Origin of the sequence: Bacillus sp. GMs2/2 (assembly GCF_050172095.1) — a bacterium.
GTDB lineage: Bacteria > Bacillota > Bacilli > Bacillales > Bacillaceae_G > Bacillus_A > Bacillus_A cereus.
The window spans coordinates 1-14,274 of sequence record NZ_JBNLYE010000007.1; the positions used below are offsets into that span (position 1 = coordinate 1).

The following is a 14,274-nucleotide window of genomic DNA, read 5'->3' on the forward strand; positions in this document are numbered from 1 at the left end:
GGTGAGCCAGCTCTTTTTTATGTTTTATAAACGATCATTGCTGAAAAACAATAAATTTGGTTTTCATCGTCGTTAATGGAAACACCAACTTGATACTTAATATCTACAAAGTTGCTATCATCAATCTTTTTCAAAAACACATTCACAGCGTCTTCTAAGTCTTTTTCGTGACTTTCATCAAACACTTTCACACGAATCATGTTAACACCATCCTAGATCGCAGCCCTCCGCCGCTTGATTATTGCCACGGTGCGTATCTATGATGCGATAAAACTTTCCATTCTCATATATATATCCGTCTTCTAACACATATTTTTTATCTTCAGTATAGACATAAAACTTACCTATCATAAATTTACTCGTATATAATTCCAAATAATTTGGTCTAAATTTAGCTACAACTTTATTTGTAATATCAATTTTTATTGTGCGCCCCACCTTCTCTCCCTCCTTTGCAAAGAACGGATTTAGGTATATTGTATTAGCGCTTTTACATTTTATGCTTAAAAATAAGTGGATATGCCTTCTTTCTCACCTGTACTATTTTTCTAAAAAAATCACTATAAAGTGAAACTTTAATCAGCCCGACCCCCACCTAACTTCTTTGCTTTCTCTAAATTTTGAGATGGGGGTCTTATCGCCCGTTAATGCGGGATAAATAAGTTCAAAAAAAACATAAAAAAAGCACTTTATCTTATTGACTCGAATATAAATGTTATGTTATTATATAAAATTTGACATTTTTACATACGTATGCTATCATTAAAAGTGGTTACCACATATGGAGGTGGATGATTTGTTTCAAATTGGTGATAAAATCGTTTATCCAATGCACGGTGCAGGAATCATCGAAGCAATTGAAGAGAAAGAAATATTAGGTACTTCACGTCAATATTGTGTGATACGCATCATTAGTAAAGATATGCAAGTAATGCTTCCGATGGAACAATTAAAAAAATCAGGTATTCGTTATATCGTTGATCGAGGTACGTTAGATGATATACTTCTTGAATTTCAAAACGGGGAGTCAGACCCATCACTCTCATGGAAACAAAGATATACAATGAATATGGAAAAAATGAAAAATGGCAATTTACAAGATAGCGCAGAAGTGGTTCGGGATTTACTTCGCCGTAATAAAGAGAGAACATTAAATGCGAGCGAAAAACAAATGCTAGATAATGCACGAAAAATGATGATCAGCGAAGTCGCGCTCGTACAAAATGTTACTGAACATCAAGCAACAGAATTTCTTCAAGATACAATTAATCATTAATTTTAAAATAGCCGAACGCTATTTTTTTTGTAAAAAAAGGACGAAGAGTTTTATCTCTTCGTCCTTTTATATTACCCACGCCCAGCTTGAAACGATGGATATAACGTCATTCCACCATCTGCAAATAGCGTAATTCCCGTTACGTAACTCGCCTCTGATGAAGCAAGCCAAGTTGCTACTGCTGCGATTTCTTCAGGTTTTCCAATATAGCCCATAGGTATCATACTTTCTACGTCAGCACGTTTTTTAGGATCAGCAAACTTTTCTGCATTGATTGGCGTATTAATTGCACCTGGTCCTATATTATTTACTCGAATACCTTTTGGCGCATATTCTAGCGCTAACGTTTCTGTCATCAGTTTAATGCCACCCTTACTTGCTGCATAGTGCACAAATAGTGGCCACGGAATTTTCTCATGAACACTAGACATATTAATGACAGACCCTTTAATATCATGTTCTACAAAATATTTAATCGCTTCACGACTTCCTAAAAAAGCACCTGTTAAATTTGTATTAATTACCCTATTCCAATCTTCAAGCGGCATTTCATGCGACGGTACCGCGTTTTCTATCCCTGCATTATTAATCATAACGTCAAGCGTACCAAACTCTTTCACAGCAGATTGAATAAGATTCACAACATCTGATTCGACGGTTACATCACCTTTTACAGCAATCGCTTCGCCGCCTACCTTTTTAATTTCTTCTAACACATCATTCGCTTCTGATTCTCGTGAACGATAATTAATAACCACTTTCGCTTTTTCCTTAGCAAACCTTACTCCCATCGCTCTTCCGAGACCAGTTGCTGATCCTGTAATAACGACAACTTTCCCTGCTAAATCACTATACATTTCCATACCTCCTTTAACTTTTGGCTATACCTAACATAATTCCGGCTGCGATAATAAAAACGATACCGACAACGATACCCGTTAATTGACGTTTCGTTTTCTTTTCACCTAATATAAGGATCCCACCAAGCGTGGAAATAATAATTCCCATTTGCGATAGCGAGAAACTTGTTGCGACTCCAACACGCGGCTGTGAAATGAATAAAAACATATTTCCAGCTGCCCAAATTAATCCTGGAATAATATTTCGAATTGCATATTTATTAAATGGATGATGTTTAAAGGTAAGCAAAATCCCACCTAACACCATACCAACTGCTTGTGGCAACAAAGCCGACCAGCCATCTACGTTAAATAACCTAATTACTACTACGTAAACTAAATAACCGACTGTTGAAATTAATAAAATTACGATACCTCTTTTAAAGTTTGCTGCTTGCTCTGCATTCTTTTCTTCTTCACTTTGAAGCGATGTTAAAATAACACCGATAATAATACAAACGAGCGCTAAAATCCCAAGGACGACCGATATTGTCGTGGACCATTCATGAAATACGATAACGCCAAATAAAGTCGTCGCGACTAATTGAAGTCCTGTTGAAATTGGCATCGTCCTCGAAACACCCATTAAATCAATACTTTTCAATTGATTTGCCTGACCAAGCGCCCAAAATAAACCTGACACAACTCCAACTCCGATAACGGTAGGTGTTAATACTGGCTTCATAAAAATATAAACAACAATTGAGAAAATAAGTGCTCCAAACGTTGTTCCGAGCGTTTGACTATACGGGCCCCCGCCCAGTTTTACGTTAAATAGCACAATACTTCCCCAAAATATAGCTGGTAAAATCGCTAAAAATATATCCATCACTCATTACCTTTCTTTACTAAATGCCATAGATTATCACTCTAAGTCGTTAGAGTGAGCTTTTATTTTTTCTTTTTCCCGTTCACAAACTTTTTCTGCAATAACGTCAGAAACATTCTTTTCTCGCTCCACTTTCTTTATCTTTACGTGATCTAAATGATCTTCCAAAGTAAGCGTAACTTTATCGTTCGGCGGATTATGCGCTCCTTGAAATGTAAGAAATTGTAGCTTCACTTCGTATCTAGGAACAAATTCATCTTTCTTGCCGAGACGCTTTATATCTATAACTGAAGCACATTCATATTGATCTTCTGTCACTTGTCTAATAACTGAATAGTACCTATTTGATAATGCACTCTCTAAAAGCTGTTCTCTTGATTCTTTCGCGAAAGAATCGCTTGGAGAAGAGAAAAAGGCCACACATAGCATTGTGATAACTACACATATTTTTTTCATAGTTCCCTCCTTGTTCTATAGATTAGTGTTCTCAAAACTGCCATAAAAAAACGACTTTCCCTATGTAGGAAAGTCGTTTTAATGAATCCAATATTAACCACCGCTCACTGGTGGAATTAGTGCAACAACATCACCAGATTGGACCCTGTCATCTTCATTTGCGTATTCTTCATTAATCGCAACCATAATTGGCTCTGAAACTGGTACATTATATTCGTTCGCAACAACATCTTTTAACTGTGCAACCGTAATATTTTCTTTCTCTATTTGTAATTCACTTGTCCCTGCTTCTTCTTGCAAGTGCGCAAATAACAATACTCTAATCATACTTATAGCTCCTTCCCAGGCTCTCCCGCCGGATATGGTGTTTTTTCTAATTGATCACCAATCCATGAGTCACCATCTTCCCAAAACTCCTTTTTCCAAATCGGAACAATTTGTTTTATGCGTTCCATAATATATTCGTTCGCTTCATAAGCCGCTTTACGGTGTGGTGTTGAAACAGCAACAACAACCGCTATATCAGAAATTTGCAACGTACCGATGCGATGTGTAATCGCAACATATGTACCTGGCCATTTCTCTTTCACTTCCAAGCCAATTTTCTCTAGCATCTTTTCTGCCATCGTCTTATAAGCAACATACTCTAAGTATAATGTACGACGCCCTTTCGTAAACTCTCTAACCGTTCCAATAAATGTTGTAACAGCACCGCATTCACGTCGAATTACTTTCTTCGTTACTTCTTCAATTGAGATTTCTGTATCAATTACTTCATAATATGTATTTATCATTTCGCACTCCTAACCGTTTGTAAAAACCAGTCTATGTACAACTCTTCTTCTGTTATATGAAATACTTTATATTCTTCTCGTATATTTGCCGGAACATCATACCACGTAATAACCGCCACTATATTTTCTACTTTATGTAAAAGCTCAATGTCTTCCGCAGAACGAAGTAACACTACTTTCGAGTAATTCTCTTTTTTATAGCCTTCTATTAAAATTGTATCCACTTCAAAAAACTCATATAAGCGAATAATTTCTTGCAAGGACCATTTCTTTCTTAGTGAAGAAAGTGAAAGCAATCCAGCACCTTCTACACTACTTACGACAGCACCAGCTTTACGGTGTCTTTCGCTATCTTTTTGCGCTACTTCTGGAAAGCCTCCGTGCCCGTGATGTTTAATTGTAGCAACTTTCATTTTTCGTTCAGCTAATGCATGCACCACTTTCACAACAAGTGTTGTTTTCCCGCTATTTTGATATCCTACTATTTGTAAGATTGAAGGGGCTTTGCCCATGGCCAATCACATCCCTCAGAGTGCTCTAACAATAATACGGATACTTTCATTCCGGTCTCAAATCCTCTCGTTCCTCCAGGTAACACGATAAAAGCATTCGCATCTGCAAGTGAAGATACCGCACTCGATTTATCTAAACCAACTGGCATCGCTTGTAACGCCCCGTCCACAATTGTTACGTTCGCTCTTACGAAACGAGTAAATGGATTTGGCTTTGGAAAATCTTTTTGTAAAATAGCATCCGCTCTATATACGTGAGGTTCCTTCGCATACAAATACGTTTTTATAATTGGATGCACAAATAATTCAAAGCCTACATAACAAGCAGACGGATTTCCTGATAAACCAAAGAGTAACTTTCCATCAACTTCAGCTACTGTCGTTACACTTCCGGGCCTCATGGCTATCTTATTAAAGAGTACATTTGCCTGTAACCTTTCATAAATAGCTGGTAAGTAGTCATAATCTCCTACTGATACACCGCCTGTTGTAATTAAAATGTCGACCTCATCCACCGCTGATTGAACAGCTGTAAAACATGCATCTAACTCATCCGCCAGTTGACCATAATAACGAACTTTCCCGCCAGCTTTCATAATTTGAGCTGCGATCATATACGAGTTACTATTTCTAATTTTCCCCGGTTCTAACGGCTCATGTACTTCTAATAATTCACTTCCTGTCGTTACAATACCGACAACAGGCTGTTTTACAACTTTCACAGTGCTATATCCAAACGTTGCTAATAAGGCGGCAACACCTGGATTAATTGCAACGCCTTTCTGAACGAGAACTTGATTTTGTTTTATATCTTCTCCTTTAAACGACACATTGTCACCGTTATTAAAAGGGCGTTTTAACTTCATATATGTTTTCCCGTTCTTCTCAAACCCTTCTGTCAGCTCTAGCATTACGACTGCATTGCAATCTTGTGGAATAGCTGCTCCTGTCATAATACGAACCACCTGAAAAGATCCTACTTCTTCTGTAAAAACAGAACCTGCCCCGATTTCTCCTATTACTTCAAATTCAACTGGATTCTCTTGAGTTGCTTCTTTCGTATCTTCTGCTCGAATGGCGAAACCATCGTAAGGGGAACGATCAAAATGAGGAACGTCATGATCTGAGACAACATCTTCCCCGAGAATTCTCCCGTAACTTTCCGTAATAGAAATTTCTTCTACTTCACCATGCTTTGCATATTTCATTACCCGTTCTACTGCCTCAGCAACTTGAATTGGAATTCGTTTTTCTACCATCGTTTCTCACCTCATATTTGCAATTTTTTTTATCTCGATTAAACTTTATATATTCAATAGAAATTACTTCAAGGAGGAATTCCATGTCTTCATTTACACACTTTAATGACCAAGGACGCGCGAAGATGGTTGATATAAGTGACAAAAAAGCAACCGTTCGAACAGCAATTGCGTGCTCTAGCATTGTCGTTACGAAAGAAATTTACGATAAAATCTCTCACAATGAAATTGGGAAAGGTGACGTATTAGCAGTTGCGCAAATCGCAGGCATTATGGCTGCGAAACGAACTTCTGATATTATCCCAATGTGCCATCCTTTACTATTAAAAGGTGTTGACGTTTCTTTCGATTGGAAACAATCAGAAGAACAATATCGTTTACTCATTGAAGTAAAAGTTAAAACAGAAGGTAGCACCGGTGTTGAAATGGAAGCTTTAACAGCTGCTTCGGCTACCGCTCTTACTGTGTATGATATGTGTAAAGCTGTCGATAAAGGTATGATTATCGGCGAAACGTACTTACTTGAAAAAACAGGCGGAAAAAGTGGAGATTATACGAGAAATTCATAATCCTTTCTCCGTTGAACCTAAAGGATTCCCTTTAGGTTCAACCTATATATCTTGCATATAAACTTTTCGCTACATTTATATCATTCGTCCCATGAATGAAAGCTCTGCCATCTGTAAATAAAACAAAACGATATTCTTCTACCGGAAACGACAATAAATAAGGTGTCGCCTTTATCTCTACGCTTCTTTGTAAGCGCTTTTTAATTTCTTCCAAATTAAAATTCTTCCGCACACCTGGACGAATTTGCACTGTATTTCGCCCACATAACACTTCTGTTTTCGTTTGTGCTTCAAATGTTAAACTCGGATATGTACGTAACCTTCCGCAAGATAAACAAGTATCTTTTTTCTGCCTATTCACTTTAAATGCCATCTGTTGATTATTCCAAAGATCAAATGATAACATCGTTTCACGAAGCGCTCCGTAGTCTTCTACTAATATTTTCAGCGCTTCCGTAGTTTGATGCGCAACTACTAATTGTACTGCCGGTTGTATAATACCAGCTGTGTCACATGTTGCTCCGCTCGCCGGATGCTCCATTAAACAGCGAAAACACGGTGTTTTCCCTGGTAAAATTGTATACGTTACTCCGTAGCTTCCAACACACCCACCATATATCCACGGAATATTATACTTTTGTGAAATATCATTAATGAGAAGACGCGTTTCAAAATTATCTGTCGCATCTAATATTAAATCTACACCATTCACTAATTCTTCCATTTCTTGCACCGTTACATCTGTCACAACCGGAGTTATTTCCACCTCAGAATTAATCGCTCTTAAATGCTCTGCTGCCGCTACCGCCTTCGGTTTATACTGCTTTGCATCTTCTTCTGTATATAGTTGTTGTCTTTGTAAATTACTCCATTCTACATAATCACGATCAGCAATCGTTACTTTTCCAACACCCGCTCTAACAATCGCTTCTGCATTTGCCGCACCGAGAGCACCAGCACCAATAATAAGCACATGCTTCTCTCTTATTTTTCTCTGCCCTTCTTCTCCAACACCAGAAAATAATATTTGTCTTGAATATCGCTCCTGCATGCGATAGCCCCCTTTCTTATCCTCCTATATAAGACATTTCGATTTTCGGACGATTTTTTGCACTTTCTTCTGTTCGTTCATCCGAATACCTATCTTTTCTATTCATCCATACATCTTGTATAACACTTAATAACTCCTCATCCGAAAGATTTCCTCTAAGAAGTTCTCTTACATCCAAACCCTCTGTCGCAAATAAGCACGTATAAAACTTTCCATCTGCCGAAATTCTCGCCCTCGTACAAGAGACACAAAATGACTCAGAAACAGATGTAATAAAACCAACTTCAACATTTGTTCCAACGTACCGATATCGCTTCGCAACTTCACCAAAGTAATGCGCTTCAGCTGGCTCAAGCGGATACACCTTATGAATCATCTCAATCAATTCTCGTTTTGTAACGACTTGATCAAAATTCCACCCATTTGTACTACCAACATCCATAAACTCAATAAACCGAAGCGTGATTCCTTGCTCTTTAAAATACGCAGCCATCGGTAGTACTTGATGATCGTTCATCCCTTTTTTCACAACCATATTTACCTTTACTTCCAAGCCCGCCTCTTTAGCTGCTATAATTCCCTTAATTACCGGTTTCGTATTAATATTTCGACCATTAATATTCTTAAATATGTCATCATCTATCGCATCTAAACTAACATTCACTCTATGTAATCCAGCTTCTTTTAATGCCTTCGCTTGTTTCGTTAAATGAATAGCATTTGTCGTTAACCCTATATCTATTAGCCCATCAATTTTCACAAGACGTGCAATAAGTTTTGTTAAATCTTTACGAAGCAGTGGCTCACCGCCAGTAAGTCTAATTTTCCGTACACCGATGCTAACAAATAATTTTGCCAAACGCTCAATTTCATCAAAAGTTAGTAAAAACTCGTCTTTCAAAAAAGCATATTCTGGCCCAAATATTTCCGCTGGCATACAATATGTACATCTAAAATTGCAACGATCAATGACAGATATACGTAAATCTTGAAGTGGGCGTCCAAAAAAATCTTTAACCATCTCCTGCATCGCCACCCTCCCTTTCTGCCAAATTTCTTTCTTTTCATTCTATTATAATATATTTTCGAACTGCGATGTTTTTGCTCAAGTGAATAAAGTGAAACTTTAAATAATTAGAGGGGATTCACTCCCCCTGGTTAACGAGGTTTACTTACAAATACAAAGATAAAAAAACCTTGAAACATAAAAGCTTCAAGGTTCTCTGCTTATTAACTTAATCTAATAATAGTCAGGGTAGCCCCTGGCGTTGCTGTAGATAATGTAGCTATTGCAACTACTCCAAATAACTGTAAGCTAACAGCAGCTCCAGCAGGCAAGTTAGCAATTATTGTTGCACTAAATGAACCAGTAGCAACTGTCGGAGCATTTATCGTTCCCGCAAGCGGACTGCCATTTACAGTTATACGAGAACTTACAAGTAATCCTGCCGTTAGATTAATTGTATAAGCTATATAATAATTCCCTGCATTCGCAACTGTAAATACAGTATTTCCTCCACTAACAGTAATTCCTGGACCAATATTTTGATTGTTCGGTAATGGTACATTCGTGCCACCTAATAAAACAGAAATAGCGGTTCCTGATGTATTATTCGCAAATGCATATGTTGCAGTTGTACTAACTCCAGTCGCCCCGGTCGCTCCAGTGGCTCCAGCTCCGGTTGGACCTGTATCTCCAGTTGGGCCTTGTGAACCGGTTGCTCCTGTAGCCCCCGTTGGACCTTGGATTCCTTGCGGGCCTTGAATTCCTTGTGGGCCTTGAATTCCTTGGAGACCTGTCGCTCCGGTTGCTCCTGTAGCTCCCGTTGGACCTTGAATTCCTTGCGGGCCTTGAATTCCTTGTGGGCCTTGAATTCCTTGGGGACCTGTCGCTCCGGTTGCTCCTGTAGCTCCCGTTGGACCTTGAATTCCTTGCGGGCCTTGAATTCCTTGGGGACCTTGAATCCCTTGTGGACCTGTCGCTCCGGTTGCTCCTGTAGCTCCCGTTGGACCTTGAATTCCTTGCGGGCCTTGAATTCCTTGCGGGCCTTGTGGGCCGGTCGGACCTATGTCACCTTGTAGACCTTGGATTCCCTGTGGGCCTTGTGCTCCTGTTGGTCCTGTCGCTCCTTGGATTCCTTGAGGACCTTGTGGACCTTGAATTCCTTGCGGGCCGGTTGGACCTATGTCGCCTTGTGGGCCTTGAATTCCTTGGGGACCTTGTGCTCCGGTTGCCCCCGTTACTCCTTGGATTCCTTGAGGACCTTGAATACCCTGTGGACCGGTTGGACCTATCTCTCCTTGAACACCTTGGATTCCTTGCGGGCCCTGTAAACCCGTCACTCCGGTTGCTCCCGTTGCTCCTGTCGCTCCTGTCACTCCAGTTGAGCCTGTCGCCCCGGTATCTCCTGTTACTCCTGTCGCACCTGTTGCTCCTGTCGGGCCAGGTGGTCCACCTGATGGACCTGTCACTCCTGTCGGACCTGATGGCCCCGTTGGGCCGGTCGGTCCTGCTGGTCCTCCTGACGGACCAGTCACCCCTGTTGGACCGGTTACTCCTGTTGGACCGGTAGTTCCTTCTCCCGTCGCTCCGGTTGCCCCCGTATCTCCTGTTGCTCCCGTCGGACCTTGTATCCCTTGAATTCCTTGTGGGCCTTGCACTCCTTGTGCACCTGTTGCTCCTTGAATCCCTTGAATTCCTTGCACTCCCTGTGTCCCCATCGGACCGGTTGGACCAATCACCCCTTGTATACCTTGCACTCCTTGGGGGCCCTCTGGACCGGTTGCTCCTATTTCCCCTTGTATCCCTTGAATTCCAGTTGCTCCTTGTGCTCCAGTTGCTCCCGTTATCCCTTGCACACCTTGGATTCCCTGTATTCCTTGTGGACCTTGTGGGCCTGTTGCTCCTACCGGTCCTTGAATGCCTTGTATCCCCTGAGGACCCTCTGGACCCGTTGCTCCAACTGGCCCTTGAACACCTTGTATTCCTTGCGGGCCCTGAAGTCCTTCTGGGCCTTCTGGACCTGTTGGACCTATGTCGCCTTGTATCCCTTGGATTCCAGTTGGACCTTGTGGCCCAGTCGGACCTATGTCACCTTGCGGACCTTGGATTCCCTGTGGACCTTGTGCTCCTGTTCCCCCTGTCGCTCCTTGGATTCCTTGAGAACCTTGTGGGCCTTGAATTCCTTGTGGGCCGGTTGGACCTATGTCGCCTTGTGGGCCTTGAATCCCTTGCGGACCTTGATCTCCAGTGGCCCCCGTTACTCCTTGAATTCCTTGGGGACCTTGAACACCTTGGGGACCCGTCGGACCTATCTCTCCCTGCACACCTTGGATTCCTTGCGGACCTTGCAAACCCGTCACTCCGGTTGCTCCCGTTTCTCCTGTCGCTCCTGTCACTCCAGTTGAGCCTGTCGCCCCAGTATCTCCTGTTACTCCTGTCGCCCCGGTTACTCCTGTCGGGCCAGGTGGTCCACCAGATGGACCTGTTACTCCCGCCGGACCTGATGGCCCCGTTGGGCCGGTCGGTCCTGCTGGTCCTCCAGATGGTCCTGTTACCCCTGTTGGACCGGTTACTCCTGTTGGACCTGTAGTGCCTTCCCCTGTCGCCCCAGTTGCTCCCGTATCTCCTGTTGCCCCCGTCGGACCTTGGATTCCTTGAATTCCCTGTGGACCTTGCACTCCTTGTGCGCCCGTCGCTCCTTGAATTCCTTGTACTCCTTGCACACCTTGGGGACCCATCGGACCTGTTGGACCAATCTCCCCTTGAGCACCTTGCACTCCTTGGGGACCCTCTGGACCCGTTGCTCCTATTTCCCCTTGTATCCCTTGAATTCCAGTTGCTCCTTGTACTCCAGTTGTTCCCGTTATCCCTTGCACACCTTGTATTCCCTGTATTCCTTGTGGACCTTGTGGCCCTGTTGCTCCTACCGGTCCTTGAATACCTTGTATCCCCTGAGGACCCTCTGGACCCGTCGCTCCAACTGGACCTGGCACACCTTGAATTCCTTGCGGCCCCTGAAGTCCCTCTGGGCCTTCTGGACCTGTTGGTCCTATATCCCCCATCGGACCTTGTATCCCTTGAACTCCCTGTGGCCCTGTTGCTCCTGATGGCCCTGGTACTCCTTGTATTCCTTGTGGACCTTGATCTCCTGTTGCCCCTGTTGCCCCTTGAGGCCCTATAGCCCCCTGTATACCTTGTGGACCTTGATCTCCTGTTGCTCCCGTTGCCCCTTGAATACCTTGAACTCCTTGTATTCCTTGTTCACCAGTTACTCCCGTCGGACCAGGAATACCTTGAATACCCTGCGGACCTTCTGGACCTGTTGGCCCAATTGGCCCTTGAATCCCTTGGATTCCTTGCAAGCCCTGTGCTCCCGTGCTTCCAGTCGGACCTGTACTTCCCGTTGCTCCTGTTACCCCTGTACTTCCTGTAGCTCCAGTATTCCCAGTTGCTCCAGTCGCACCTGTACTTCCACTCGGTCCACCGCCCGGACCTGTCGCACCAGTCGGCCCCGTCGGACCAGGAGGTCCTCCAGATGGTCCAGTTATCCCAGTTGGACCTGTTATTCCAGTCGGGCCTGTTATCCCCTGACCAGTTGCTCCGGTTGCACCTGTATTTCCACTCGGTCCTTGTGTTCCTTGTATCCCTTGTGCTCCTTGTATTCCTTGTGGACCAGTTACACCCGGTAACCCTTGGACGCCTTGTATTCCTTGAGGTCCCTCAGGTCCCGTCGCTCCAATTGGCCCCTGTAATCCCTGTATCCCTTGTATACCTTGTGCCCCAGTCGCTCCCGTTGGACCAATCGGACCTTGTAACCCTTGCACCCCTTGAGGTCCTGTCGCTCCAGTTTCTCCTTGTGGTCCTCTCAATCCTTGTGGGCCCTGCTGTCCTTCTGGTCCAGTTGCACCTATTGGCCCAACTGATCCTTGTATCCCTTGCACACCTTGAGGTCCTGTCGGGCCCATCTCCCCCATCGGACCTTGTAATCCTCTTGGTCCTTGAGGTCCTGTTGGGCCTTGTGGACCGGTTGGACCAGTAATCCCTATACCTGTAAACCCAGTTGGAACAGGGGGGAAAGTAGGCCCAATAAGTTCGGGTGGAATTCTAAAATTAGAGCTTAACGAATTTTGCTTCCGATTATTATCACGATTCTTCACACTTTCACCACCTACAAACCATCTTTTTCATAATAAATAAGCCTCTTCTTAATCTATTTACAAAAATAATTTCCAAGACTATTTTTATTTTAAATAATAAAAACTCCCTTAATTTCTTAAGGGAGTCCTGCAATTGAATCCATATTATCTGTATTAGGGACAGCTTGCGCTATACTCGATGTATTTACATTTTGCCCCATATTTGCTCCTGTTACAGTACCAGCAGGAGTGCCCCTTGTATACGTCGTCGTCACCGAATCTCCCGGCTGTAAACAAAGCTTCGTCTCCGTCCCTATTACTGTAACAACATCAATCCAAGTACACCCCATTGAACCACTATATGATTTCGAAGCAGTAAATGAAGTGTCACTCAAATTATCACCGGTAAATATATTTCCAGTGTTATTCACAATAACAAACTCTTTTATATGAGCAGGCATAATTACACTCTACCTTTCCTCTATGAACCTAACGTACGTGTACTCGTTGCCAAAGGCGGAAGAAATACTGATGTTCTAATGACCGCTTCTGGCTGCCTTTTTCCATTTAAAAAAATAGCCGCACTTGATCCTCCAGCACCTGCATATACTTTTGCTACAGCTAAAGGTGAGAGATCATAACAGTCACCGACATTAACAGCTCCTGTATTATTAATAATTTTTACTTTACGCAAATTAATCCCCATTTACCCCTCCTCCTTTTTTATACTGTATGCAAAAGAAAAAAACTTGAAACAGACTCGTTTCAAGTTTTTTTCAATTAACTATTTCGTTTCACCTTCATATTGAAGCATACCGCCAACCATGTTCACTGTTTTAAACCCTTGTTCATTTAAATAATGACATACATTTTCACTGCGCATTCCTGAACGACAAATAAAGATATATTCATTCTCTTTATTAAAGAAATCTACTTTATGTGGGATATCGCCCATTTTAATATGTACAGCTTCTGGAATCTTTCCTGCCGCTACTTCTTCATCTTCTCTTACATCCACTAAAAATAACGTTTCTCCATTTTCTAAACGCTCTTGCACCTCTTCTGTAGTAATTGTTTTAACTTCTGTCATATGTAGATCCTCCTTATATACAATAAAACCTTTAGTTTCTTTTTCACAAACATTCTCTACCAATTTTAGCATGCAAAAGAAAGAACGCAAAGAATCGAAAAGCTATTTCTCAATTTTCTCGTAAAACTTATTCTTTACAAACATAACTAGCACATTGTATCCTCAATATACTTGTTTTATGAAAGGAGTCGATTAAAATGACGCTTTTTCTTTTCATTATAGGCATTGTGTTCTTACTCGCTGCAATTATTGTACTTAGTATGAAAAATAATAAAAAGATAAAATCGCCACAAGAAATGTCATTCTTATTTCTATTGCTTAGCATAGCGTTTTTCGGTATAGCAATTGCTACATATATTTTCCGTCTACAAATCATGTGAAAAAAGGTGCCTACTTCAAA

At 42.0% G+C, this 14,274-nt stretch carries 18 protein-coding genes; 3 read left to right on the plus strand and 15 right to left on the minus strand.

All coding sequences use genetic code 11. The features are described 5' to 3' along the window. Positions 1-17: 17 nt before the first annotated feature. Positions 18-200 (minus strand): sporulation protein Cse60, encoded by a 183-nt coding sequence (locus ACQGS6_RS02340; protein WP_000621752.1) that lies wholly within the window; start codon positions 198-200, stop codon positions 18-20. 1 nt (position 201) lies between these two features. Further along, positions 202-438 (minus strand): DUF2553 family protein, encoded by a 237-nt coding sequence (locus tag ACQGS6_RS02345; protein ID WP_000533804.1) that lies wholly within the window; start codon positions 436-438, stop codon positions 202-204. A 343-nt stretch (positions 439-781) separates the two neighbouring features. Between ACQGS6_RS02345 and ACQGS6_RS02350 the strand changes: the two genes are divergently transcribed. Beyond that, positions 782-1,276 (plus strand): CarD family transcriptional regulator, encoded by a 495-nt coding sequence (locus ACQGS6_RS02350; RefSeq protein ID WP_000451446.1) that lies wholly within the window; start codon positions 782-784, stop codon positions 1,274-1,276. A gap of 71 nt (positions 1,277-1,347) precedes the next feature. Here ACQGS6_RS02350 and ACQGS6_RS02355 read toward each other — a convergent pair whose 3' ends face one another. The 7 genes from ACQGS6_RS02355 to moeA form a co-directional block, all read right to left on the minus strand. After that, a complete protein-coding gene (locus ACQGS6_RS02355) occupies positions 1,348-2,133 on the minus strand; it encodes a glucose 1-dehydrogenase (protein ID WP_000286673.1) in 786 nt (261 codons plus the stop codon). Positions 2,134-2,146: 13 nt separating this feature from the next. After that, positions 2,147-3,004: a glucose uptake protein GlcU gene (glcU, locus tag ACQGS6_RS02360; protein ID WP_000350861.1), complete on the minus strand. Its 858-nt coding sequence runs from the start codon at positions 3,002-3,004 to the stop codon at positions 2,147-2,149. A 36-nt stretch (positions 3,005-3,040) separates the two neighbouring features. Then, positions 3,041-3,460: a DUF3888 domain-containing protein gene (locus tag ACQGS6_RS02365; RefSeq protein WP_000717679.1), complete on the minus strand. Its 420-nt coding sequence runs from the start codon at positions 3,458-3,460 to the stop codon at positions 3,041-3,043. A 93-nt stretch (positions 3,461-3,553) separates the two neighbouring features. Further along, positions 3,554-3,787: a molybdopterin converting factor subunit 1 gene (moaD, locus tag ACQGS6_RS02370; protein ID WP_000621778.1), complete on the minus strand. Its 234-nt coding sequence runs from the start codon at positions 3,785-3,787 to the stop codon at positions 3,554-3,556. A 2-nt stretch (positions 3,788-3,789) separates the two neighbouring features. Next, positions 3,790-4,254, minus strand: coding sequence for a molybdopterin synthase catalytic subunit MoaE (gene moaE, locus ACQGS6_RS02375; RefSeq protein WP_000611226.1), 465 nt, complete (start codon positions 4,252-4,254; stop codon positions 3,790-3,792). Next, positions 4,251-4,766, minus strand: a complete 516-nt coding sequence (gene mobB / locus ACQGS6_RS02380; RefSeq protein WP_000513647.1) for a molybdopterin-guanine dinucleotide biosynthesis protein B — start codon at positions 4,764-4,766, stop codon at positions 4,251-4,253. The genes moaE and mobB overlap by 4 nt, the downstream gene beginning before the upstream one ends. Further along, positions 4,736-6,025 (minus strand): molybdopterin molybdotransferase MoeA, encoded by a 1,290-nt coding sequence (moeA, locus tag ACQGS6_RS02385; RefSeq protein ID WP_000229698.1) that lies wholly within the window; start codon positions 6,023-6,025, stop codon positions 4,736-4,738. The genes mobB and moeA overlap by 31 nt, the downstream gene beginning before the upstream one ends. An 83-nt stretch (positions 6,026-6,108) precedes the next feature. On the opposite strand from moeA, the gene moaC reads away from it, so the two are divergent. Further along, complete coding sequence (gene moaC, locus ACQGS6_RS02390; RefSeq protein ID WP_000094146.1) at positions 6,109-6,594, plus strand: cyclic pyranopterin monophosphate synthase MoaC; 486 nt, start codon at positions 6,109-6,111, stop codon at positions 6,592-6,594. 37 nt (positions 6,595-6,631) lie between these two features. On the opposite strand, the gene ACQGS6_RS02395 is transcribed toward moaC, so the two are convergent. The 6 genes from ACQGS6_RS02395 to ACQGS6_RS02420 all read right to left on the minus strand — a co-directional run bounded on the left by ACQGS6_RS02395 (position 6,632) and on the right by ACQGS6_RS02420 (position 13,874). Next, a complete protein-coding gene (locus ACQGS6_RS02395; RefSeq protein WP_001158108.1) occupies positions 6,632-7,645 on the minus strand; it encodes a molybdopterin-synthase adenylyltransferase MoeB in 1,014 nt (337 codons plus the stop codon). A 16-nt stretch (positions 7,646-7,661) separates the two neighbouring features. Beyond that, the gene (moaA, locus tag ACQGS6_RS02400; protein ID WP_001157117.1) at positions 7,662-8,675 is read right to left on the minus strand and encodes a GTP 3',8-cyclase MoaA; all 1,014 of its coding nucleotides are present in this window, start codon (positions 8,673-8,675) and stop codon (positions 7,662-7,664) included. A 200-nt stretch (positions 8,676-8,875) separates the two neighbouring features. After that, positions 8,876-12,805 carry a BclA-related collagen-like exosporium protein gene (locus ACQGS6_RS02405; RefSeq protein ID WP_426964863.1) on the minus strand — a complete coding sequence of 1,310 codons (3,930 nt, stop codon included), beginning with the start codon at positions 12,803-12,805 and terminating at the stop codon, positions 8,876-8,878. A gap of 116 nt (positions 12,806-12,921) precedes the next feature. Next, positions 12,922-13,245 (minus strand): hypothetical protein, encoded by a 324-nt coding sequence (locus tag ACQGS6_RS02410; protein WP_001110848.1) that lies wholly within the window; start codon positions 13,243-13,245, stop codon positions 12,922-12,924. A 20-nt stretch (positions 13,246-13,265) separates the two neighbouring features. Continuing rightward, the gene (locus ACQGS6_RS02415; RefSeq protein ID WP_000512465.1) at positions 13,266-13,490 is read right to left on the minus strand and encodes a spore germination protein; all 225 of its coding nucleotides are present in this window, start codon (positions 13,488-13,490) and stop codon (positions 13,266-13,268) included. A 78-nt stretch (positions 13,491-13,568) separates the two neighbouring features. Next, on the minus strand, positions 13,569-13,874 hold the full coding sequence (locus ACQGS6_RS02420; protein WP_000141207.1) for a rhodanese-like domain-containing protein: 306 nt from the start codon (positions 13,872-13,874) through the stop codon (positions 13,569-13,571). Between the two features lie 197 nt (positions 13,875-14,071). Between ACQGS6_RS02420 and ACQGS6_RS02425 the strand changes: the two genes are divergently transcribed. Continuing rightward, positions 14,072-14,254, plus strand: coding sequence for a hypothetical protein (locus tag ACQGS6_RS02425; RefSeq protein WP_000171881.1), 183 nt, complete (start codon positions 14,072-14,074; stop codon positions 14,252-14,254). Positions 14,255-14,274 lie beyond the last annotated feature (20 nt).